This window comes from Streptomyces sp. NPDC102437 (assembly GCF_044765565.1).
GTDB lineage: Bacteria > Actinomycetota > Actinomycetes > Streptomycetales > Streptomycetaceae > Streptomyces.
In genome coordinates, this window is the sequence record NZ_JBIWKI010000026.1 from 70,092 (window position 1) to 92,270 (window position 22,179).

General features: G+C 69.8%; 21 protein-coding genes. 10 read left to right on the forward strand and 11 right to left on the reverse strand.

Annotated features, from left to right (window positions below; translation table 11 throughout):
- Positions 1–138: 138 nt before the first annotated feature.
- The 7 genes from ACIRJP_RS28695 (at position 139) to pstB (ending at position 8,252) form a co-directional block, all read left to right on the forward strand.
- The gene (locus tag ACIRJP_RS28695) at positions 139–2,388 is read left to right on the forward strand and encodes an RNA degradosome polyphosphate kinase (RefSeq protein WP_404180046.1); all 2,250 of its coding nucleotides are present in this window, start codon (positions 139–141) and stop codon (positions 2,386–2,388) included.
- Positions 2,375–3,379, forward strand: coding sequence for a CHAD domain-containing protein (locus ACIRJP_RS28700; protein WP_404180049.1), 1,005 nt, complete (start codon positions 2,375–2,377; stop codon positions 3,377–3,379). The genes ACIRJP_RS28695 and ACIRJP_RS28700 overlap by 14 nt, the downstream gene beginning before the upstream one ends.
- Positions 3,376–3,834 carry an NUDIX hydrolase gene (locus ACIRJP_RS28705; RefSeq protein ID WP_404180052.1) on the forward strand — a complete coding sequence of 153 codons (459 nt, stop codon included), beginning with the start codon at positions 3,376–3,378 and terminating at the stop codon, positions 3,832–3,834. The genes ACIRJP_RS28700 and ACIRJP_RS28705 overlap by 4 nt, the downstream gene beginning before the upstream one ends.
- 246 nt (positions 3,835–4,080) lie before the next feature.
- The gene (gene pstS / locus ACIRJP_RS28710; protein ID WP_404180055.1) at positions 4,081–5,214 is read left to right on the forward strand and encodes a phosphate ABC transporter substrate-binding protein PstS; all 1,134 of its coding nucleotides are present in this window, start codon (positions 4,081–4,083) and stop codon (positions 5,212–5,214) included.
- Positions 5,215–5,370: 156 nt separating this feature from the next.
- A complete protein-coding gene (gene pstC / locus ACIRJP_RS28715; protein WP_404180058.1) occupies positions 5,371–6,366 on the forward strand; it encodes a phosphate ABC transporter permease subunit PstC in 996 nt (331 codons plus the stop codon).
- Entirely contained in the window at positions 6,363–7,448 is a 1,086-nt protein-coding gene (gene pstA / locus ACIRJP_RS28720) for a phosphate ABC transporter permease PstA (RefSeq protein ID WP_404180061.1), read from the forward strand. The genes pstC and pstA overlap by 4 nt, the downstream gene beginning before the upstream one ends.
- A gap of 27 nt (positions 7,449–7,475) precedes the next feature.
- The gene (gene pstB / locus ACIRJP_RS28725; RefSeq protein WP_351258286.1) at positions 7,476–8,252 is read left to right on the forward strand and encodes a phosphate ABC transporter ATP-binding protein PstB; all 777 of its coding nucleotides are present in this window, start codon (positions 7,476–7,478) and stop codon (positions 8,250–8,252) included.
- A gap of 238 nt (positions 8,253–8,490) precedes the next feature.
- On the opposite strand, the gene ACIRJP_RS28730 is transcribed toward pstB, so the two are convergent.
- Together ACIRJP_RS28730 and ACIRJP_RS28735 are read right to left on the reverse strand one after the other, a co-directional pair.
- On the reverse strand, positions 8,491–9,489 hold the full coding sequence (locus ACIRJP_RS28730; protein ID WP_317866297.1) for an inorganic phosphate transporter: 999 nt from the start codon (positions 9,487–9,489) through the stop codon (positions 8,491–8,493).
- Positions 9,490–9,494: 5 nt separating this feature from the next.
- Entirely contained in the window at positions 9,495–10,115 is a 621-nt protein-coding gene (locus ACIRJP_RS28735) for a DUF47 domain-containing protein (protein ID WP_072488031.1), read from the reverse strand.
- A gap of 200 nt (positions 10,116–10,315) precedes the next feature.
- Between ACIRJP_RS28735 and ACIRJP_RS28740 the strand changes: the two genes are divergently transcribed.
- Entirely contained in the window at positions 10,316–10,666 is a 351-nt protein-coding gene (locus tag ACIRJP_RS28740) for a metal-sensitive transcriptional regulator (RefSeq protein ID WP_376415129.1), read from the forward strand.
- Between the two features lie 42 nt (positions 10,667–10,708).
- Here ACIRJP_RS28740 and ACIRJP_RS28745 read toward each other — a convergent pair whose 3' ends face one another.
- A complete protein-coding gene (locus ACIRJP_RS28745; RefSeq protein WP_404180065.1) occupies positions 10,709–10,891 on the reverse strand; it encodes a hypothetical protein in 183 nt (60 codons plus the stop codon).
- A 161-nt stretch (positions 10,892–11,052) separates the two neighbouring features.
- On the reverse strand, positions 11,053–12,009 hold the full coding sequence (locus ACIRJP_RS28750) for a hypothetical protein (protein ID WP_404180068.1): 957 nt from the start codon (positions 12,007–12,009) through the stop codon (positions 11,053–11,055).
- 133 nt (positions 12,010–12,142) lie between these two features.
- Between ACIRJP_RS28750 and ACIRJP_RS28755 the strand changes: the two genes are divergently transcribed.
- Together ACIRJP_RS28755 and ACIRJP_RS28760 are read left to right on the forward strand one after the other, a co-directional pair.
- Positions 12,143–12,331, forward strand: coding sequence for a hypothetical protein (locus tag ACIRJP_RS28755; RefSeq protein WP_404180070.1), 189 nt, complete (start codon positions 12,143–12,145; stop codon positions 12,329–12,331).
- Between the two features lie 122 nt (positions 12,332–12,453).
- On the forward strand, positions 12,454–14,082 hold the full coding sequence (locus ACIRJP_RS28760; protein WP_404180073.1) for an FAD-binding oxidoreductase: 1,629 nt from the start codon (positions 12,454–12,456) through the stop codon (positions 14,080–14,082).
- Between the two features lie 12 nt (positions 14,083–14,094).
- Here ACIRJP_RS28760 and ACIRJP_RS28765 read toward each other — a convergent pair whose 3' ends face one another.
- The 7 genes from ACIRJP_RS28765 to ACIRJP_RS28795 all read right to left on the reverse strand — a co-directional run bounded on the left by ACIRJP_RS28765 (position 14,095) and on the right by ACIRJP_RS28795 (position 22,178).
- Positions 14,095–14,826 (reverse strand): phosphatase PAP2 family protein, encoded by a 732-nt coding sequence (locus tag ACIRJP_RS28765; RefSeq protein ID WP_404180075.1) that lies wholly within the window; start codon positions 14,824–14,826, stop codon positions 14,095–14,097.
- 276 nt (positions 14,827–15,102) lie between these two features.
- Positions 15,103–16,098, reverse strand: a complete 996-nt coding sequence (locus tag ACIRJP_RS28770; RefSeq protein WP_404180148.1) for an NlpC/P60 family protein — start codon at positions 16,096–16,098, stop codon at positions 15,103–15,105.
- Positions 16,099–16,292: 194 nt separating this feature from the next.
- Positions 16,293–16,895, reverse strand: a complete 603-nt coding sequence (locus ACIRJP_RS28775; protein WP_404180078.1) for a hypothetical protein — start codon at positions 16,893–16,895, stop codon at positions 16,293–16,295.
- Positions 16,892–19,180 carry an alpha/beta hydrolase gene (locus ACIRJP_RS28780; protein WP_404180150.1) on the reverse strand — a complete coding sequence of 763 codons (2,289 nt, stop codon included), beginning with the start codon at positions 19,178–19,180 and terminating at the stop codon, positions 16,892–16,894. Before ACIRJP_RS28780 ends, ACIRJP_RS28775 begins: the two co-directional genes overlap by 4 nt.
- A gap of 264 nt (positions 19,181–19,444) precedes the next feature.
- Complete coding sequence (locus tag ACIRJP_RS28785) at positions 19,445–19,900, reverse strand: hypothetical protein (RefSeq protein ID WP_404180080.1); 456 nt, start codon at positions 19,898–19,900, stop codon at positions 19,445–19,447.
- Between the two features lie 101 nt (positions 19,901–20,001).
- Positions 20,002–21,789, reverse strand: a complete 1,788-nt coding sequence (locus ACIRJP_RS28790) for an alpha/beta hydrolase (protein ID WP_404180083.1) — start codon at positions 21,787–21,789, stop codon at positions 20,002–20,004.
- Positions 21,786–22,178: a hypothetical protein gene (locus ACIRJP_RS28795; protein WP_404180086.1), complete on the reverse strand. Its 393-nt coding sequence runs from the start codon at positions 22,176–22,178 to the stop codon at positions 21,786–21,788. Before ACIRJP_RS28795 ends, ACIRJP_RS28790 begins: the two co-directional genes overlap by 4 nt.
- Position 22,179: the final 1 nt, after the last annotated feature.

Below are 22,179 nucleotides of genomic sequence, written 5' to 3' on the forward strand. Positions count from 1 at the left end.
ATGCAGCCAGCCGTGCCGACCCCCCGCAACGGGAGAAATCCCGGCGGAGACCGCACGAACCACGTCAACCGTGCGTTTCCCGCGATCTCCGCACCCTCCGGCGCGCCCCTGGAGCCGTCCGCGCGGAACAATAGGGCCATGAGCCAGCAGCCCAGCTCCGAGGTCCCGGCCCAGTCCACCGTGCAGCCGTCGGTCGGCTCACTCGCCGCGCACCGGCCGCACGCCGTCGCCGCCTCCAACGGCGCCGCGCTGTCCACCGCCGCCGACCTGGATCCCGACATCGACGCCGACGTCGACGCGTACGAACCCGATGTCGACGGCGACCAGCTGCCGCAGGGCCGCTTCCTGGACCGCGAGCGCAGTTGGCTCGCGTTCAACGAACGAGTGCTCGAACTGGCCGAGGACCCCGCGACCCCCCTCCTCGAACGGGCTAATTTCCTCGCCATCTTCGCCTCGAACCTGGACGAGTTCTTCATGGTCCGGGTGGCTGGACTGAAGCGCCGTATCGCCACCGGCGTCGCCACCCGTTCCGCCTCCGGACTCCAGCCCCGCGAGGTCCTGGACCTGATCTGGACCCGCTCGCGCGAACTCATGGCCCGGCACGCCGCCTGCTACCAGCAGGACGTCGCCCCCGCCCTGTCCGACGAGGGCATCCAGCTGATCCGCTGGCCCGAGCTGACCGAGAAGGAGCAGGCCCGCCTGTTCACCTTCTTCCGGCAGCGCGTCTTCCCCGTGCTGACACCGCTCGCCGTCGACCCGGCGCACCCCTTCCCGTACATCTCGGGGCTCTCGCTCAACCTCGCCGTCGTCGTACGCAACCCGGTCAGTGGTCACCGTCACTTCGCCCGGGTCAAGGTGCCGCCGCTGCTGACCCGTTTCCTGGAGGCGTCGCCGCAGCGGTACGTGCCCATAGAGGACATCATCGCGGCCCACCTCGAAGAACTCTTCCCGGGCATGGAGGTCCTCGCCCACCACATGTTCCGGGTCACCAGGAACGAGGACCTGGAGGTCGAGGAGGACGACGCCGAGAACCTCCTCAAGGCCCTGGAGAAGGAGCTCATGCGGCGCCGGTTCGGCCCGCCGGTCCGGCTGGAGGTAGAGGAGTCCATCGACCCGTACGTACTGGACCTGCTGGTGCGCGAGCTGAAGGTGTCCGACGCCGAGGTCTACCCGCTGCCCGGACCGCTCGATCTCACCGGGCTCTTCGGCATAGCCTCCCTGGACCGGCCCGAGCTGAAGTACCCCAAGTTCATCGCCGGCACCCACCGCGACCTCTCCGAGGTCGAATCCGCCTCCGCGCCCGACATCTTCGCCGCGCTGCGCGAACGCGACGTGCTCCTGCACCACCCGTACGACTCCTTCTCCACCTCCGTACAGGCGTTCCTGGAGCAGGCCGCCGCCGACCCCGACGTCCTCGCCATCAAGCAGACCCTGTACCGGACCTCGGGCGAATCCCCGATAGTGGAAGCCCTGATCGACGCCGCCGAGTCCGGCAAGCAGGTCCTGGTGCTCGTGGAGATCAAGGCCCGCTTCGACGAGCAGGCCAACATCAAGTGGGCGCGGAAGCTGGAGGAGTCCGGCTGCCACGTCGTCTACGGCCTCGTCGGGCTGAAGACCCACTGCAAGCTGTCGCTCGTGGTCCGCCAGGAGGGCGACACCCTGCGCCGCTACTCGCACGTCGGGACCGGCAACTACCACCCCAAGACGGCACGGCTGTACGAGGACCTCGGCCTGCTGACGGCGGACCCGCAGGTCGGCGCGGACCTCTCCGACCTCTTCAACCGGCTCTCCGGCTACTCCCGCCGCGAGACCTACCGCCGTCTCCTGGTCGCCCCGAAATCCCTGCGGGACGGGCTGATCACCCGGATCAACAAGGAGATCACCCACCAGCGGGCCGGGCGGAGCGCCTACGTCCGCATCAAGGTCAACTCGATGGTCGACGAGGCGATCATCGACGCCTGCTACCGGGCCGCGGCGGCCGGCGTACCGGTCGACATATGGGTACGCGGCATCTGCGCGATCCGCCCCGGCGTCACCGGTCTCTCCGAGAACATCCGGGTCCGCTCGATACTGGGCCGCTTCCTCGAACACTCCCGGATCTTCGCCTTCGGCAACGGCGGCGAACCCGAAGTGTGGTTCGGCAGCGCCGACATGATGCACCGCAACCTCGACCGCCGGATCGAAGCACTGGTCCGGGTCACCGACCCCGCCCACCGCGCCGCGCTCAGCCGTCTCCTGGAGACCGGCATGGCCGACACCACCTCCTCCTGGCACCTGGGTCCCGACGGGAACTGGACCCGGCACTCCACGGACGCGGACGGCCAGCCGCTGCGGCACGTACAGGAAATGCTCATTGATGCCCGGAGGCGCCGGCGTGCGACGCCATGACCACCAGACGACGCAGGCGGACCTCGCGGACCTTACGGCGGGCGCGGTACTCGCGCCCTACCTTCAGGAACAGGCCGCCGAATTCCTCCGCAGCCTGCGCCTGCACCGCGAGAACAGCGCCCCCACGGACGCCGGGACCCACGGAGCCGAGGAGGCCGCCGGCGCGCTGCGCCGCTCCTCGCGCCGGATCGGCGCCACGCTGCACACCTTCCGGGCGGCGCTGGACGCCACCTGGGCCGAGCAGCTCCGTACCGAACTGGCCTGGCTGTCGGGCACCCTGGCCAGGGAACACGCCTACGCGACCCGGCTGCGCCGGCTCCTCGAAGCCCTGCACGCCCTGTCCGGCACCTCACTGCCCACCGCCCGCAACGGGTCCGGCTCCGACAGCGCCGCAGACAAGGAGCGCGCCGCCCTCGGCGTCGGCGCGGCCCGTGCCGGAGCGCTCCTCGACCGGCAGCTGACCCTCGCCAGGACCCGCGCCCACTCCGCCGCCCTCCAGGCGCTCGGCTCCTCCCGCTTCCACGCGGTGGCCGACTCCGTCGCGCTGCTCGCCTCGGACGTCCCGCTGGCCCCGGCAGCCGCGGCCCCGGCCGAGGAGATGCTGCACGGGCCCGCCGACCGGGCCGAACAGCAGCTGCTCGGCGCGGTGGCGGCACTCCCGTCCGGCCAGGCGGTCGAGCCGTACAACGAGGCGCAGGACGCGCCCTGGCACCGGACCCGGCTGCTGCTGCGGCTGCACCGGTACGCCCACGAGGTGGTGCGGGGCGCCCCCGATCCGGTCCTGGCCGCGCCGGGGCACGCCCTCGATCTGCACCGGGATGCCTCGGAGGCGGCCGCGGCGGCGTCGTCGGCGGCCCGTACGCCCCGCATCGCGCCCGCGACCGCGTACGCCCTGGGGGTGCTCCACGCCGACCAGCGCCATGAGGTGGAGGCCGCCCGCGGCGTGTTCCGGGCGAGCTGGCCGTACGCCGCGGCCGTGACCGCCCCATGAGCGGGGCGGTGGGCGCCCGCGGTACCGGGCGTGGGCAGCGCACCGGGAACGGGCCGGTGCTCGCCGCCGGGTGCGTGCTGTGGCGGCGGTCGGAGCGCTCCGGCACGCTGGAGATCTGCCTGGTCCACCGGCCCCGTTACGACGACTGGTCGCATCCCAAGGGGAAGCTGAAGCGCGGCGAGCCCGCGCTGGACGCCGCCCGGCGTGAGGTCCTGGAGGAGACCGGCCACCACTGCGCCCCCGGCGCCGCGCTCCCCACGATCCGCTATCTCGCGAACGGCCGGCCCAAGGAGGTCGCCTACTGGGCGGCCGAGGCGACCGGCGGCTCCTTCGTGCCCGGCACCGAGGTCGACCGGGTGAGCTGGCTCTCCCCGGCGGCGGCCCGTACCCGCCTCACCCAGGACCGCGACCGGGAGCTGCTGGACGCCCTCCTGGCGACGCTGCCGGAGCACTGACGCCGCCGGGCCCTCCTCGCGACACCCACCACGCCCTGGCTCCGCCGAACCCTCCTCCCGCCCAAGGGCCAGAACCGCACCGTCCGACACGGTTCACCTTCCGTTCACTCTCCCCCGTAGGCCGCTTCACCTGTTCTGCCTAACTTCGGCAGTGCACGGGGCACGGCGCAAAGCCGGAGCACCCACCACACCGCACGCCGTCGTAGAACGAAAAGCCTCGGCGGCTCCTGGAAGGAACACCCGAAAGTGAAGCTTCAGCGCAAGAACCTGCTTCGTGCCACCGCGCTCGGTGCCCTGGCCGTCTCCGGCGCCCTGGTCCTCACGGCGTGCGGTTCGGACGACAACAGCGGCGCGACCGGCGGCAACGGCGGGAAGACGAGCGCCGCGTCGAACATCAAGTGCGACGACGCCAAGGGCCAGCTGCCCGCCTCCGGCTCCAGCGCGCAGAAGAACGCCATGGACCTCTGGGCCAAGAACTACATGGCCGGCTGCTCCGGCGTCGAGATCAACTACAAGTCCTCCTCCTCCGGCGAGGGCATCGTCGCCTTCAACCAGGGCACCGTCGGCTTCGCCGGTTCCGACTCGGCGCTGAAGCCCGAAGAGGTCGCCGACTCGAAGAAGATCTGCAAGGGCGGCCAGGGCATCAACCTCCCGATGGTCGGCGGCCCGATCGCCATCGGCTTCCACCTGGAGGGTGTCGACAGCCTCACGCTGGACGCCCCCACCCTCGCCAAGATCTTCGACGGCAAGATCAAGAAGTGGAACGACGAGGCGATCGCCAAGCTCAACACCGGCGCGAAGCTCCCGGACAAGCCGATCCAGGCCTTCCACCGCTCCGAGGACTCCGGCACCACGCAGAACCTCGGCAAGTACCTCGGCGCGGCCGCCCCGAGCGACTGGAAGTACGAGGCCGAGAAGAAGTGGCCGGCCCCCGGTGGCCAGGCCGCGTCCGGCTCCTCCGGTGTCGCCGCCCAGGTGAAGCAGGTCGACGGCTCGATCGGCTACTTCGAGCTCAGCTACGCCACCTCGCAGTCGATCTCCACCGTGGACATCGACACCGGTGGCTCCGCCCCGGTCAAGGCCACCTCGGAGAACGCCTCCAAGGCCATCGCCGCCGCCAAGATCAAGGGCACCGGCAAGGACCTGGCGCTGGACCTCGACTACACCACCAAGGCCGAGGGCGCCTACCCGATCGTCCTGGTGACGTACGAGATCGTCTGCGACAAGGGCAACAAGCCCGAGACCCTCTCCACGGTCAAGTCCTTCCTCAACTACACCGCCGGTGACGAGGGCCAGAAGCTCCTCACCGAGGCCGGCTACGCGCCGATCCCGGCCGAGATCAACAGCAAGGTCCGCGAGACCGTCGCCTCCCTCTCGTAGCCGGGACGGGCAGACCACGCCCGTAACACCTTCAGCAGAACCAGCAACATCCGGCGGACCGGTCCGGTGCACCCCTCCGGACCGGTCCGCCACCACCCATCCGGTGCACCGCCGCCAGGGGAGCCAGACCGCTCCCCCACACAGACCGGAAAGACCATGGCTTCCACCACACCGATAGAAACCCCGCCGGCGCCGCCGGTGGTGCGCAAGCGCGCCGGCGCCGGCTCCGGCCGCTTCGGCGACAAGGTCTTCCTGGGCCTCTCCAGGGGCTCGGGCATTCTGCTGCTCGTGATCATGGCGTCGATCGCCGTGTTCCTGACCTACCGCGCCTCGATCGCCGTCTCCAAGGACGAAGGCAACTTCTTCACCACCTTCGACTGGAACCCGGCCGGTGACCCGCCGGTGTTCGGCATCGCGGTCCTCCTCTTCGGCACGGTCGTCAGCTCGATCATTGCGATGGCCATCGCCGTCCCGGTCGCTGTCGGCATCGCCCTGTTCATCTCGCACTACGCGCCGCGCAAGCTGGCCGCGCCCCTCGCGTACGTCGTCGACCTGCTCGCCGCAGTGCCGAGCATCGTGTACGGCATCTGGGGCGCCCTCGTCCTGGTCCCGTACCTGGAGGGCCTGAACCTCTGGCTCGACCAGTTCTTCGGCTGGACGTACATCTTCGAGAAGACCGAGGTCGGCGTCGCCCGCTCGCTCTTCACCGTCGGCATCCTGCTCGCGATCATGATCCTGCCGATCGTGACCAGCGTCAGCCGCGAGGTCTTCCTCCAGGTCCCGAAGACGAACGAGGAGGCCGCCCTCGCGCTCGGCGCCACCCGCTGGGAAGTGATCCGCCTCTCGGTCCTCCCCTTCGGCCGCTCCGGCGTGATCTCCGCCTCGATGCTGGGACTGGGCCGCGCGCTCGGCGAGACGATGGCCGTCGCCACGGTCCTGTCGCCGAGCTTCATCATCTCCGGGCACCTGCTCAACCCCGGCGGCGGCACCTTCGCCCAGAACATCGCCGCGAAGTTCGACGAGGCCGACGAGTTCGGGCGCGACGCCCTGATCGCCTCGGGCCTCGTGCTCTTCGTCCTCACCCTGCTGGTCAACGGCGCGGCCCGGCTGATCATCGCCCGCCGCAAGGAATACTCGGGGGCCAACGCATGAGCCAGGCAGCCAACACCGGCATCCAGGAGCGCCCCGCCGCGACGGCGCCGAAGCGCCCGACGAGCCTGAGCAGCCGGGCACTGCCCCGCTGGGCCCCGTTCGCCTTCGCCGCCGTGGCGCTCGCGCTGGGCGTGGGCACCGGCGCCGCGGCCGGCTGGCAGAGCCGCACGCAGTGGGGGCTGTTCTCCGCCGTCCTCTTCGTCGTCATCTCGTACATCACGACCTCGGTCGTGGAGAACCGGCGCCAGGCCAAGGACCGGCTCGCGACCAGCATCGTCTGGGTGTGCTTCCTGCTGGCCGTCGTGCCGCTCGCCTCGCTGCTGTGGACGACGATCAGCCGGGGCGCGGAGCGCCTGGACGGGTACTTCCTGACCCACTCGATGGCCGGCGTGCTCGGCTCCGAGCCGACCGGCGGCGTCTACCACGCGCTGATCGGGACGCTGGAGCAGGTCGGCATCGCCACCGTGATCTCCGCCCCGATCGGCATGCTGACCGCCGTCTACCTGGTGGAGTACGGCAGGGGCGCCCTGGCCAGGGCCGTGACCTTCTTCGTCGATGTCATGACGGGCATCCCGTCCATCGTCGCCGGTCTCTTCATCCTCTCGATCATGCTGATGACGAAGACCCAGCCGTCCGGTCTGATGGGCGCGCTGGCCCTCACGATCCTGATGATCCCGGTCGTGGTCCGCTCCACCGAGGAGATGCTCAAGCTCGTCCCGAACGAGCTCCGCGAGGCATCGCTCGCCCTCGGCGTCCCGAAGTGGCGCACGATCCTGAAGGTGGTCCTGCCGACCGCGATCGGCGGCATCACCACCGGTGTGATGCTCGCGATCGCCCGCATCGCCGGTGAGACCGCGCCGATCATGCTGCTGGTCTTCGGCAGCCAGCTGATCAACCCCAACCCGTTCCAGGGTGCACAGTCCTCGCTCCCCTTCTACATCTGGGAGCAGTACCGGGTCGGTACCGACCAGTCGTACGACCGTGCCTGGGCCGCCGCGCTGGTCCTGATCGCCTTCGTCATGATCCTCAACCTGGTGGCCCGCGGCATCGCCCGCTGGAAGGCCCCGAAGACCGGCCGCTGACGCGGCACGAAAGAAGCAGTGATTCAGATGGCCAAGCGCATCGACGTCAGCGGTCTGTCCGCCTACTACGGCTCCCACCTCGCCATCGAGGACATCTCGATGACCGTGGAGCCCCGCTCCGTGACCGCCTTCATCGGCCCGTCCGGCTGCGGCAAGTCCACCTTCCTGCGCACCCTGAACCGCATGCACGAGGTCACCCCCGGTGGCCGCGTCGAGGGCAAGGTGCTGCTGGACGACGAGAACCTGTACGGGGCGAACGTCGACCCGGTCACCGTGCGCCGCACGGTCGGCATGGTCTTCCAGCGCCCGAACCCGTTCCCGACGATGTCGATCTTCGACAACGTCGCGGCCGGCCTCAAGCTGAACGGCTCGTACAAGAAGAGCCAGCTGCCCGAGATCGTCGAGAAGTCGCTGCGTGGCGCCAACCTCTGGAACGAGGTCAAGGACCGGCTGAACAAGCCCGGCTCCGGTCTCTCCGGCGGTCAGCAGCAGCGTCTGTGCATCGCCCGCGCGATCGCGGTCGAGCCGGACGTGCTGCTGATGGACGAGCCGTGCTCCGCCCTGGACCCGATCTCCACCCTCGCCATCGAGGACCTGATCGGCGAGCTGAAGGAACGCTTCACGATCGTCATCGTGACGCACAACATGCAGCAGGCGGCTCGCGTCTCGGACCGGACGGCGTTCTTCAACCTCGCGGCGGTCGGCAAGCCCGGAAAGCTCATCGAGCTCGACGAGACGGAACGCATCTTCTCCAACCCGTCCGTCCAGGCCACCGAGGACTACATCTCGGGACGCTTCGGATAGACAGGTCACCCGGCAACGGAGCCGGCGCGTGCCGGGGGCGTGGGTGGTTATGCCCGGTGGTGGGTTTCCACCGGCGAACCGCCTCACCCCTCCGGCGAACCGGCCTCGTCCCCAGACTGCCTTGGGGTGCTGCATGGCGGTGCCACCACAAGGCGAAGGGGCCGCCCCCACTCCCGCGAAGGGAGTGGGGGCGGCCCCATTTCCGTACGTACTGCCGTGCCCGAGCGGCCGACGGCCGTCAGCCGAAGAGCAGGACCACGACCCCATAGCTCGCCGCGGCGACCAGTGCCGCGGCCGGCATCGTGATGAACCAGCCGAGGATGATGTTCTTGGCGACGCCCCAGCGGACCGCGTTCACCCGCTTCGTGGCGCCCACACCCATGATCGCGGAGGTGATCACATGCGTCGTGGAGATCGGCGCGTGGAACAGGAACGCCGAGCCGAACATGATCGAGGCGCCCGTGGTCTCCGCCGCGAACCCCTGCGGCGGGTCCAGCTCGATGATCTTCCGGCCGAGCGTCCGCATGATGCGCCAGCCACCCGCGTACGTACCCAGCGAGAGCATCAGCGCGCAGACCAGCTTCACCCAGACCGGGATCGGGTCGCTCGGGCTCTCGACGTCGGCGATGACCAGGGCCATCACCACGATGCCCATGGTCTTCTGCGCGTCCTGGAGACCGTGGCCGAGCGCCATGCCCGCGGCCGAGACCGTCTGCGCGATCCGGAAGCCGCGCTTGGCCTTGTGCGGGTTGGACTTCCGGAACATCCACATGATCGCGACCATCACCAGATAGCCGACGACCAGACCGATGACCGGCGAGACGAACATCGGGATGACGACCTTGTCGAGCACCCCGTCCCAGTGCACCAGCGTCCCGCCGGCCAGCGCCGCGCCGACCATGCCGCCGAACAGGGCGTGCGAGGACGAGGACGGCAGGCCGAAGTACCAGGTGACGAGGTTCCAGATGATCGCGCCGACGAGCGCGGCGAAGAGAATTCCCATCCCCTTGTGGCCCTCGGGCGTCGCGATCAGGCCCTCGCTGACGGTCTTGGCGACACCGCTGCCGAGAAACGCACCGGCCAGGTTCATCACCGCGGCCATCGCGAGCGCCGCGCGGGGGGTGAGCGCACGGGTGGAGACGGACGTGGCGATGGCGTTCGCCGAGTCGTGGAAGCCGTTCGTATACGTGAAGCCGAGCGCGACACCGATGGTCACGATCAGCGCAAAGGTGTCCACGTGGTTCAGGACTCCTTGACCGCGATGGTCTCCACCGTGTTGGCGACGTGCTCGAACGCGTCGGCCGCCTCTTCCAGCACGTCCACGATCTGCTTGAGCTTCAGCACCTCTATGGCGTCGTACTTGCCGTTGAAGAGATGAGCGAGCAGCTTGCGGTGGATCTGGTCGGCCTGGTTCTCCAGACGGTTGACCTCGATCCAGTACTCGGTGAGGTTGTCCATCGTGCGCAGCCCCGGCATCGCCTCGGCGGTCAGCTCGGCCGCGCGGGCCAGCACCTCGATCTGCTGGGCAATGCCGTTGGGGAGTTCCTCGACCTGATAGAGCACGACCAGGTCGACGGCCTCCTCCATGAAGTCCATGATGTCGTCGAGCGACGACGCGAGGTTGTAAATGTCCTCGCGGTCGAACGGCGTAATGAAAGAGGAGTTCAGCTGGTGGAAGATCGCGTGGGTGGCATCGTCCCCCGCGTGCTCCGCTGCCCGCATGCGCTCCGCGATCTCGACTCGGGAGGCAGAGTCCGCCCCGAGCAGTTCCATCAGGAGTTTCGAGCCCGTGACGATGTTGTCCGCGGACGCGGAGAACATGTCGTAGAAGCTCGTCTCCCTGGGGGTCAGACGAAAGCGCACGTGGGGTCCTCGGGGTGCTTTGGATTCGGTCAGGCTGATGCTAGGCGCATCATCCGGCCACGGCTAACCGGCGTTCTTCAGTGTCGCGCATCGGGCACAGTGATCAGCACGGGCCCCCGGTCACGTTTCAGATGAATTCGTTAGGATATACCCACCAGGGGTATATAAACAGCAGGGTAAAGGGAAAACGGGAGGCAGTAATGACCACCACCGAGGCCGCCGGGACCGCCACGGAGACGGAATCCGCCATCACCGATCACGACCGGGGCATACACGGTTATCACCATCAGAAGGCCGAACACCTCAAGCGGCTGCGCCGGATCGAGGGCCAGATCCGCGGCCTCCAGCGCATGGTCGACGAGGACGTCTACTGCATCGACATACTGACCCAGGTATCTGCGTCCACGAAGGCGCTCCAGTCGTTCGCGCTCCAGCTGCTGGAGGAGCACCTGCGGCACTGCGTCGCGGACGCGGCGGTCAAGGGCGGCGGGGAGATCGACGCCAAGGTCGAGGAAGCCACGAAGGCGATCGCCCGGCTGCTCCGCACCTGATGGCGGGGGCCCGGGCCGCAGACGCCGCGCTCGCCCCCGGCGCTATCCCTGCCGGGGGCCGGTGGCCCGCTCGGTGATCACGCGGACGTCGAGCACCTCGTCGATACGGTCCGCGCTGAGCCGTTCCCCGATCGCGGCCGACGCGGCGATCATCAGCTCACCGCAGAGCTCGATCTCGGCGAGGGCCACATGGTCGGATACGGTCCGCGCGCTGAGCGTCACCACGTCACTCGCCTCTCACTGCCGTCACCGGCTTCCTAGCGTAGGGAGCGGACCACGCGCCGCGCATGGCACGGACGGACCATTTCACCGGTGCCGGCATGCCTACGTCACGCCCGCCTCCCCACCCGCGTCCTGGCTCGCGCCCCCGTCCGTCCACCGCTCGGCTATTCCTGCCGGATCTGCCCGGTGTAGATGTCACGGCCCTCCGGCAGCCGTACGGAGACCGGCACCCCGAACCCGTACAGCAGTGTGGTCGACACCACCTCCACCGCCGGCCCCTTGTTGGCGAAGCTGAACCGGTGGCGCACCTTGCGCAGCCGCCCCTGCTCGTCGAGGTACGCGTCGAACGGCACCGTGACCCTGCTGAACCCTTTCGCTGCCGCGGCCAGCGCACCGCGCGATCCGGGCGCGGCCTCGCGCGCGGCCAGTCCGATGTCCGCCGTCCCCCGGTAGTGCCGCACGGGGACCCCGGCGAGCACGGTTTTCTCCACGTACGTCACCTGCCGTGCCCCGCCCAGCAGTTCGGCGGCGGCCATCGGATCGGTCACCCCGCCGGTGACGAGGTTGCCGTCCTCCAGGGTCGTCGTGTCCACCCTGACCCATTTGTCGGCGGGCACTCCGGCGCCGCGGTTCATCATGTAGAGCGCGCCGGGGGCCAGCAGTTCGGTGATGGGGCGGTGCTCGTCCTCACCGGCGGCGTCCTCGGGCAGCACGACGGTGAGCCGGCCGGTCCGGTTGCGGAAGTCGTACGTGCCCCGGCCCCGGATGGTCACCCGCGTCCCGCCCGCCGCGGTCTCCATCGACGTCAGCACCTCGGCGGTCCCGGCGACGGCCCCGGAGCCTGGGGAGGCCGAGGAATCGGCAGCGGCCGAGGAACCAGGAGAGGCCGAGGAACCAGGGGAGGCCATGGCCGCCGTTCCCGTCCCGCTCACCGTCCCCGCGAGCACCGCGGCCGCGCGGTGGACCGCGTCGAGGGAGTCGGCCCCGCCCCGTTCGTCGGCCACGGCCGGGTCACCGTCTCCGCCCGCCGAGCATCCGGCGGTCGCCGCCATCACGCCCACCACGGCAAGGGCGCAGACAGCGCGAGCCCCGCCCTTGGACCTGTGCTGCCGCACCACCATCGCCTGCCAACCCCCAACGCCGTAACGCCTGCCCGAGAGGCCCATCCGTTCCGCATAACGACGACCCGTGTCCCCCGTCACGCCGCCCGCACCGGGCACACCGCCGGGTGGCCGTGGCCAGTACCGTGGACGGGTGTATGACCGACGCACCGACGAGGTCCCGCCGACCGCCCCCACCGCCACGTCCGCCGGGCACGGACCCACGACCGTGGAACGCGGTTCCTTCTGCATCGCGCGCTGCGGCTGCGGCTGGTCCGGCCCGGCCCGCCGCTCCAGGGACCGGGCACGTACGGATGCCGCGGAGCACCGCGCGGCCCCCTGATCTCCCTCTTCCCCCCGGCCGTTGTGCCGTCCCCGACCTCCCCCTCTGCAGCCGATCCCCCCACGCCCGGCCTCCCCCGGCCACCACCGGCCGGCCCATGAGCGCCAAGACTCGGAGATCCGATGAACCTGCCGCCCCTGCCCGCCCGGCGCACCCTCCTCACCGCGGGCGCCGCCGCACTCGTCGGCGTCACCGCCAGCGCCTGCAGCGGCACTTCCGGCGGCTCCACGGCCCCGTCCGATGCCGCCGGCACCTCCGACGGCTCCGGTACCTCGGGCAGCACGGGTGCCTCCCCCGCCCCACCGGCCCCGTCGAAGTCGGCCCCCACCGGACCGGCGGACTTCTCCGCCCTGGCCAAGAGCCTCGACGGCAGCCTCGTACGACCTCAGGACGCCTCCTATCCGACCGCCCGTCAGCTCTACAACACCCGCTTCGACGGCCTGAAGCCCGCCGCCGTCGCCTATGTCCGGCACGAGGCGGACATCCGCGAGTGCCTGGCCTTCGCCCGCCGCAAGGGCACCCCCGTCTCCATCCGCAGCGGGGGCCACTCGTACGCGGGCTGGTCGAGCGGGAACGGACGGCTCGTCATCGACGTCTCGTCGCTGTCCCGCGTCGGGACGGACGGCACGACAGGCGCGGGCGCCAAGCTCATCGATGTCTACCAGGGCCTCGCCCGCAGTGGCCTGACGATCCCCGGCGGCTCCTGCCCCACCGTCGGCATCTCCGGCCTCACCCTCGGCGGTGGCCACGGCGTCGCCTCCCGCGCGTACGGCCTGACCTGCGACAGCCTGACCGCGGCGACGCTCGTCACGGCCGACGGCAAGACCCTCACCGTGGACGCCGGACACCACCCGGACCTCTTCTGGGCGCTGCGCGGCGCGGGCAACGGAAACTTCGGTGTGGTCACCGAGCTGACGTTTCGTACCCGCCCGGTCCCGCAGACCGTCACCGCCTACATGTCGTGGCCGTGGTCACGCGCCCGGTCCGTCGTCTCGGCCTGGCAGGAGTGGGGCCCGGACCAGCCAGACGAGATCTGGTCCTCCGCACACCTCGCCGCCGGCCCCGGGGGCGGCGACCCGACCGTCTCGGTCGCCGCGTTCAGCCTCGGTACGTACGGCGACCTGCAGAACGCCGTCGACCGCCTGGCCGACCGGATCGGCGCTTCGGCCTCCTCCGTGTCGCTGCGCCGCCGCAGCTACCAGGAGTCGATGCTCGTGTACGCGGGCTGCTCGGGCATCACCGACGCCCAGTGCCATCTGCCGGGGACGACGCCCGGCCGTACCAGGCAGGGCACGCTCCAGCGCGAGACGTACGGCGCCGCGTCCGACTTCTACGACCGCTCGCTGTCCCCGGCGGGCGTGCAGGCCCTGCTCGACCGGACCGAGGTGTTCACCCGGATTCCGGTGACACAGTCCGGGGGCGGCGGCTCCATAGCGCTCACCGCGCTCGGCGGGGCGATCAACCGGGTCTCCCCGCAGTCGACGGCCTTCGTCCACCGGGGCTCGCGGGTGCTCGCGCAGTACATCGCTTCCTGGAGCCCCGGTACGACCGGCACCGCCCAGCAGGAGTGGCTGAAAAACACTCATGCGGCGATGCGCCGGCACGCGTCGGGCGCGGCGTACCAGAACTACACCGACCCGACGCTGACCGACTGGCGCCGGGCCTACTACGGCTCGGCGGCCGACCGCCTCGCCGGTCTGAAGAAGCAGTACGACCCCGACCGCCTCTTCGCCTTCCCACAGGCGCTCTGAGGGCGCCGGCCCTTATGCCGCGAGGTCCTTCTCGCCGTCGCCGCCGCCAGTGCCCGGCCGCGGCTCGGGGATTCCGAACGCCCCGGCCGGGCCTCCGGCCGCTGCCACCGGCACCGGCCGGCGCGACCGTACGAGCCACCCGAACCGGTCCGACCGCGAGACCGCCGCCACCAGCGGGGTCAGCAGCATCATCGCCAGCGGGGCGAGCAGCAGGGCGACCGCGGTGCCGAGCGCCAATCCGCCGATGACGTCGGTCGGGTAGTGGACGCCCATGTAGATCCGGCAGAAGCCCTCCAGGAGGGCGAGCGCGATCGCGGCGATGCCGAACTTCCGGTTGGCCACGAAGATCCCGACGGCCAGGGCCATCGCCATCGTGGCGTGGTCGCTGACGAAGGAGAAGTCGTTCTTCCCCGTCACCAGGACCTCCAGCCCCTGGTGGTCCCTGAACGGGCGGGGCCGGTGCACGAATCCGCGGATCGGGATGTTGATCAGGAGCGCGATCCCGGCGGCGAGCGGCGCCCAGACGATTGCGGAGACCGCGGCCGCCGAGTCGTCGGCCGTGCCGCTCCGGCGCACGCTCCACCAGCACCACAGGACCACGAGGACCATGCCGAGCATGATTCCGTACTCACCGACGAACTCCATGACCCGGTCGAACCAGGTGGGAGCGGACTTCGCGAGTCCGTTGATGTCGTAGAGCAGGCTGACGTCGGGGTTCGACCCATCCAGTGCGAGTCCAGCCATCTGCTGCGGCCCCTTGCCTTGTCTGCTGCCGCGGGCACACCCGTGTGCACCGCTATGACGAACCCCCGTGTCGGTCCGATCACTAAGCGATTCAGTGCTTGATCAGTGCTTCACGAACCGGTGCGCAGTCGCTCCGGTCCACCCAGGGAACGACGTCCCCCGTGCCCGCGTTCCACTCTCCACCGAATGATCACCATGACGTTATCGAAGAGTGACTCGTCGTCGCAGCTCAGGGCCCAGGCTTCACAGAGAGTTCCGGCCATCGCCGCCGCTGCGTCATGCTTCCGGCCGGGCCGTCGGAAGGGCGGCGGCCCCGTCCTTGGTCACGCGCGTCGCGCCGAAGTAGTCGGGCGCGTCGATCTTGTCGAACCGGATCACGGCCCCGGTGTACGGAGCGTTGATCATGTACCCGCCGCCGACGTAGATCCCCACGTGGTGGATGGCCCGCGAGTTTCCCAGGTCGTTCGAGAAGAAGACCAGGTCGCCGGGGAGCAGCTCGTCCCGGGAGGGGTGCGGACCGGCGTTGTACTGATCGTTCGCCACCCGGGGCAGCTCGATGTCCACGGTCCGGTACGCGGCCTGGGTCAGCCCCGAGCAGTCGAACCGCCCGTTCTGCTCGGGCGTGCCGTTCCCGCCCCAGAGGTACGGCGTACCGAGCTTCTTCTGCGCGAAGTAGATCGCCCCGGCCGCCTGCTCCGAGGGCTGTACGCGCCCGACGGGCCTGGCGAAGCTCTTCTCCAGGGAACGGATGATGGTGACGTAGTTCTGGGTCTCCGAGATGTCCGGGACCCCACCGGCCCGGATCACCCGGTACGCGCCGGCGTTGTACGCGGCCAGCATGTTGTCCGTCTGATCCCCCGGCACCTTCTTCACGTACCCGGCCAGTTCGCAGTCGTACGAGGCGGCGGACGGGATCGCGTCGGCCGGATCCCATACGTCCCGGTCGCCGTCCTTGTCCCCGTCGATCCCGTGGCCGGCCCAGGTGCCGGGGATGAACTGGGCGATGCCCTGCGCGGCGGCGGGACTCTCGGCCCGGGGGTTCCACCCGCTCTCCTGGTAGAGCTGGGCGGCGAGCAGGGCCGGGTTGATGGCGGAGCAGAGGTTGCCCCACTTCTGCACCAACGCCTGGTACTTCGCGGGCACCGCCCCCTTGGCAAGCGCAACGGCTCCGCCGCCACCGGAACCCGCGAGTCCGGCGGCGGCGGAGTACGTACCGACGACGAGCAGCGCCACGAAGCACATGGCCATGCCGACACCGATGCCACCGACCACCCAGAATTTCCGCACCCCTCAACCATCCCCCATCCGGGACGTGTTCATGGCCGTTTTCGAGGGTGTGTGCGAGTCTTCGGGGTCATCGGGGCTCACCGGCCGGCCAATCCGGCGCACGGAACCGTCCGCCCGGCGCACTCGGTGCACCGGCCGGATCGGCCGGCGCACCGAGTGACCGCGTGCCCGATCCCCCGTCAGGAGGCTCCGGCGGACCAGAAGTCGGAGCGCACATTGGGGCTCGGCAGGGGGTAGACGCCCTTGTAGGCCGGCCCGTTCGGCTTCGACGTGGAGTCGGCGACCTTCGACTCCTTCACGCAGGGGGTGTCCGCCTCGAAGTGGACCTGCCCCTTGGCACGCACGCTCACGCTGATGCCGAAGCCGTCCTTCGTCCCCGCGTAGACCGCGGGGAACTGCTCGTCCTTGTTCTTCGCCTTGATGCGGTAGTCACCGGCGCGCCAGAACTTCTCGACCTGGTCCAGGAAGCTCTGCCGCCGGTCCGCGGAGACGATGGTCATCACGGTGCGCCTGCGCGTCACATCGCAGCTGCCCTTCGTCGTCGGGCCGTGGGCCCACTGCACCTCGGGGTCGATCGCCTTCAGTACGTCGTCGAGCATGCCGTCGGCCCGCTCGGCGGCCTCCTGCATGTCCATGTTGCTCCCCTTGGTGCCTTCGGAGCCCGCGCTTGTGGTGGTCGTGGTGTTCGTGTCGGCCCCCGGGTGCGCCTTCTCACTGCCGCAGGCGGACAGCGCGAAGCCTACGGCCAGAGCCACCGCGACGATCTGGAACCTTCGGCTCATCGGTACTCCTCAATCTTGAGCCGGTCGGCGTGTCCCGACACGATAAGGGCGATGCTGTCGGCGGACACGGCGTCCCGTGACGGGGTGAAGTAATTGGAGTGCGAGTCGAAGCTCATGGGCTTGCCCGGATCCACCGGGAACCGCCTGGCCCCGAACGCCGCGCTCGCCGGGTCCTTGCCGAACCAGAGGTCGTCGTCGCCCGGGTCGGCCAGGTCGCCGGCGATGTAGGAGCCGGCCGGTCCGCCCAGGATCATCCCGATCCCGCCCACGATGACCTGCGTCTTGGACGGGAGCTTGGTCACCGGGTCGTTGGCCGCGGCGCCGACGAAGACGTGCCCGGCACCGACCCCGAGGTCCACGGCCCGGTCCACGCCCACACCCGGGCTGCCGACCAGGATGATGTCGTCCACCCCCGGAATCCCGCCGAGGCGCTGGGTCGCGGCACCGACGGCGCGCGAGCCGTAGGAGTGCCCGATGGCCGTGATGTGGGGGTCCCTGTTCTGGTTGGTCGCGACGATGCCGCTCATGAAGTCGTTGTACGCCGCGCCGCCCTTCTCCGCCCGCGCGGTACCGGCGACCGCCAGGCTGTGCAGCCCGTCCGGCGTCTGCGGGGCGTCGTACCCGAGCCAGATGATCGCCGCGCTGGACGGGTCGTAGCCCTGGGCGCCGATCGCCGTGTCACGGGCCCGCTTGAGGCCGCTCTTGGCGAACTCCTCGTCGAGAGCGGTGTTCAGCCCCGGCACGTAGGCCGACACGTTCTTCGAGGTGTCGGGGTTCCCGTAGGAGACGATCGCCCGGCCGTTGCCCTCGTCGCTGATGCCGATGAGGTACATCGGGGGCTGGCTGCCCTCCTTCAGCTGCCGGTCGATCTCGCGCAGCCCGGCCAGCTGCTCCTTCGACTTCTTGTCGGTCTTGCCCTCCAGCTTCGAGATCAGGTCCGGCAGGTTGCGGCGGTTGGCCGTGTCCCGGTCCGCGACCGGAATCCCGTCCAGGCTGCCGATCTGGTCCGGGGAGAGCTCCAGGTAGCGGTCGCGCTGCTCCTGCGTCAGCCCGTTCCACCAGGCCTTGCGGCCGGCCGCGCTGGAGCCGTGCGGGATGCGGTCGTTGAGGTACTGCCGTTCCCCGTCTCGTACCGCGGACTCGACGCGGGTACCGGACCCGGGCAGCCCGGTGAGCGCGTTGCCGCCTCCGCCGGAACCCTTGGTCACGTCCCAGGCGGCCTGGATGTACTTGCCCTTGCCCCACTTGTCGCCGGCCTTGTTCGCGGCCTGCGCGTACTGGTCGGCGACGCCCTTGGCGGTGTCGACGGGGTGCGCGATCGTGTCGATGGCCCCGGTGACGTCGCCCAGCAGACCGTCGTCGCCCACGACTCCGGTGAGGAAGCCGCCCTTCGATTCGTCGCTGGAACCGGGGACCGGGGTTTGTCTACCCGCGTTGACTTCTGTAGAAGAATCACCGTTTCCATCCGAACCACCAGCGCCACCGGCACCGGCACCGCCGGCACCACCCGCACCACCTGAGGCATCGCCTCCGCCGGAACCACTACCGCCGGAGCCACTGCCCCCCGAGCCGCTGCCGCCGGTCGCATCCGACCCCCCGGCGCCCGTTCCACCGGTCACGGTCGCGCCTTCGGACCCGGCATCACCGCCGCCGCTGCCGTTCCCGCCCCCATTGCCGTTCCCGTTGCTGCCGTCGGCGACGGCACCAGGCGGCGGGCAGGCGCTTCCGGTCAGCTGGCAGATGGCATTGCGGAGTTGACCGGACACCTGCCCGCCGATACCCGTGGCCACCAGCCCGCCGATGAGGGCCACGACCACGAGGATCATGCCCAGGTACTCCATCGCGGTCTGACCGTTGTCCCGACGCGCCTTGAGCATCCGTCGTACGACACTGAACGACCGGTGCTCGACGCGCTGTTCGGGGGCGAGCCTGAACCATGCGCGGGAGCTGGACCGGAACAGCAGGACGAGGATGACGACGGGCAGCACCAGTTGCGTCACGCCCCGACCGTTCTCCGCGTCGTTCAGCGTCGCCAGTGCACCGAGCAGGAGCCAGGCGCTCACGGCCAGGAGCCCGCGCCGGATCCAGACGCCACCGGTCCGCATGTACAGCGACAACACGAACCCGGCGATGCCGGGCAGCGACGCGTACAGCACCATCCCCAGCAGCCGGCCGTCCACCGCATCGACGGACGAAGCCACGACCAGTGCGTCGAACGCGCCCACGACCGTGAGAACGAAGAGCAATCGGACGAGAATCAGTACCGCCTGCAAGGGGCGCGACAGTGGCTGCCTGCCCGGAGGGACCTCGGCGGTGCTCACGTCAGCACCACCCGGTACCGCTAGTTCTCGTATGCCAGACACGGCGAGTCTCCCCAGCTTTGTGAGTGGGCGCAGCGACAGTTCCCCCCGGTATCCGTATGCGACCACAGCAGCGCAGCCCCGGCATGGGCCCCAGGACCCAATGCCGGGCTCAACGTCGCACCCGCGACCCATCCCGTACTGCCACCGACCGGGCCGTTACGGGTCATTGGGGGCAGTGATGGGGCGTCAGGGCGCTCCGGCGGACCAGAAGGCGGAGCGGACGTTGGGGCGGGGAAGGGGGTAAACGCCGTCGTAGCCGGGACCGTTCGGCGGCGTGGTGGACTCAGCGACCTTCGACTCCTTCACGCAGGGGCTGTCCGCCTCGAAGAAAGCCTGCCCCTCGCCACCGATGCTGAGGCTGACTCCGAAGCCGTCCTTCGTCTGCGCATAGATCGCCGGAACATCCGCATTCTTGTTGACGGCCTTGATCCTGTACCCGCTCCGGCGCCAGAAGCGGTCCACCACACCAAGGAAGCTGCCCCTCCGCCCTTCGGACACGACGGTCATGACCACGCGCATACGAGACACATCACAGCTACCCGTACTCGTCGGCCCGTGCGCCCACTGAACTTCCGGTCTGATCTCCCCCAGTACGGCATCAAGCAGTTGATCGGCTCGATTCGCCGCATCCTGCATGTCCATCTTCTCCAGCCTTCCCAGACCTGTTGAGGCAATTCCCCCTGCACAACCAGAAAGCGTCAGGCACAACACCATCGCTGTGCCAAGAGCCCGAAACCGAGACTTCACCGGGGTTCCTCCAGCTGGATATCGCGAGATCTCCCAGCAGCGATCAGCGCAATGCTGTCTGCGGACACGGAATCCTTCTTCGGGCTGAAGTACTGGGAGTGCGCATCGATCGAGAGGCCGTGCAGACCGACCAGAGGAGGACCCTCATTCACGGGAAAGCGCCGGGCGCCGAATGCTTCGCTCGCCGGATCCTTACCGAACCAGATGTCGTCGTCCCCCTGGTCGGCCATGTCCCCCGCCAGATACCCGACCACCGGACCGGCAGCGATCGTTCCCAGTGCGCCGACCAGGCTCTCCTGCCCGGATGGAACCTTGGTCACCACGTCGTGTTCGGCCGCACCGACGAATACATGGTCCTTGCCGACTCCGAGGTCCTCCGCGCGATCGACGCCTACCCCCGGGCTGCCGACCAGGACGATGTCATCGACCCCCGGGATGCCACCGCCGTGCTGCGTCGCCGCTCCCACGGTGCGCGAGCCGTAGGAGTGCCCGATCGCCGTGAGGTGCGGGTCCCCGGTCTCGTTGGTGGCCGACAGCCCTACCATGAAGCCATTGAAGGCTACGCCGCCCTCCTCGGCTCTCCCCGCTCCCGCCACCGAGAGGCTGGACATGCCATCCGGCGATTGCGGCGCGTCATATCCAAGCCAGGTGATGGCTGCACTGGAATGGTCGTACTTCTGAGCGCCCTTGGCCGTGTCCCAAGCGCGCTTGATGTCACCTGTCGCGAATTCCTTGTCCAAGGAAGTGTTCAATCCTGGGACGTACGCCGCCACGTTCTTCGCCGTATCCGGATTCCCGAAGGAGACGATCGCCCGCCCGTTCCCCTCGTCGCCGATGCCGAGCAGGTACATCGGAGGGCGGCTGCCCGCCCCCAGCTGCCGGTCGATCTCCCGCAGCGCCGCCAGCTGCGTCTGCGACTTCGCATCGTCCCGCCCCTCCAGCTTCCCCATCAGCAGCTGGAGGTTGTCCCGGTTCGCCGCATCCCGTACCAGCGCCGGAATGCCGTCCAGGTTGCCGATCCGGTCCGGGTACACCGCGAGGTACTCCTCGCGCTGTTCGTCCGTCAGGGCGGACCACCAGGACTTCCGCTCGGCCGGGGACGCGTCGTACGGGATCGCGTCCTTCAGGTAGCCGCGTGCCGCGTCGCGTACCGCTGCCGCGTCGCCCGCCGCGTCCTTCCACGTCGAGTCCGGGACCTTCAGGCCCTCTTCGGCCTTCAGCCTCCGCAGGATCCGGGCGTACCGCCAGTCGATCTCGGCCGCTGTCCGCACGGCCTTCGCGACCCGGTCCGCGATGTCCTGCGCCTTCGCCACGTTCGGGTTGGGGGCGACCAGGCCCGAAGGCGCGTGCAGGCCGGGCGCCACGGGCCCCGTCCTCGCCGTACCGCCCGGCAGCGGCCTGCCGTCGATCAGGCCCTCGCCCGCCGCCGGATACGTCACCGAACCGTCCCCGTGCACGGTGAACTTCAGGTTCTCCGCGTCCTCCAACGCCTCCCGCAACGCCCGCTGCTGGGTGCGCAGCTCGTGGGCCAGGCTGTTCAGCGTCGTACGGAGCAGGCCGCACTCCGTGTAGAGGTAGCCGAGGTTCCGGCTCATCTGCCGCAGCCGTCCGACCGCCGCCTTCGCCGCCTCGCCGCGCTGCGTGTCGCGCAACCCGCTCAGCAGCTGCGTCTCGATCCGGTCCCGGCCCGCGTCGGCACGGTTGCTCGCCTTCCCCCACCCGTCGGCCGCGCCCTCCAGTTCGCCGCAGTTCAGATCCCGTAACTGTGCCCAGGTCAGCGTCATCGCGCCTCGTCCCGTGCCGACGGTGACGGCTCCGTCGACACCGAAGCCAAGGCCGACCTCACGGTCTCCTCCGTCTCGTCCTGGACACGCGCGACGGCCCGTAGTTTCCCGGCCAGCGCCCGGCACTCCCCGCGCGCCGCCTCGAACCTCCGCGTCCACGAATCCCGTACGGCACCCAGTTCCGCCATCGCGGTCAGTCCGCCGGTCCCGGCGAGGAGGCCCTCGTGCGCGGTCTCCAGCTCCGACTTCACCGGGCCGAGGTGCGTACACATCCCGTCCGCGCCACCGGCCGCCCGCAACCAGGCACCGCCGCTGTGTTTCAGTACGTCCCCACCACCGCTCGGCTCCTGTCGGCCCGCCGGTTGTCCCACCACTGCCACTGCGCTCACC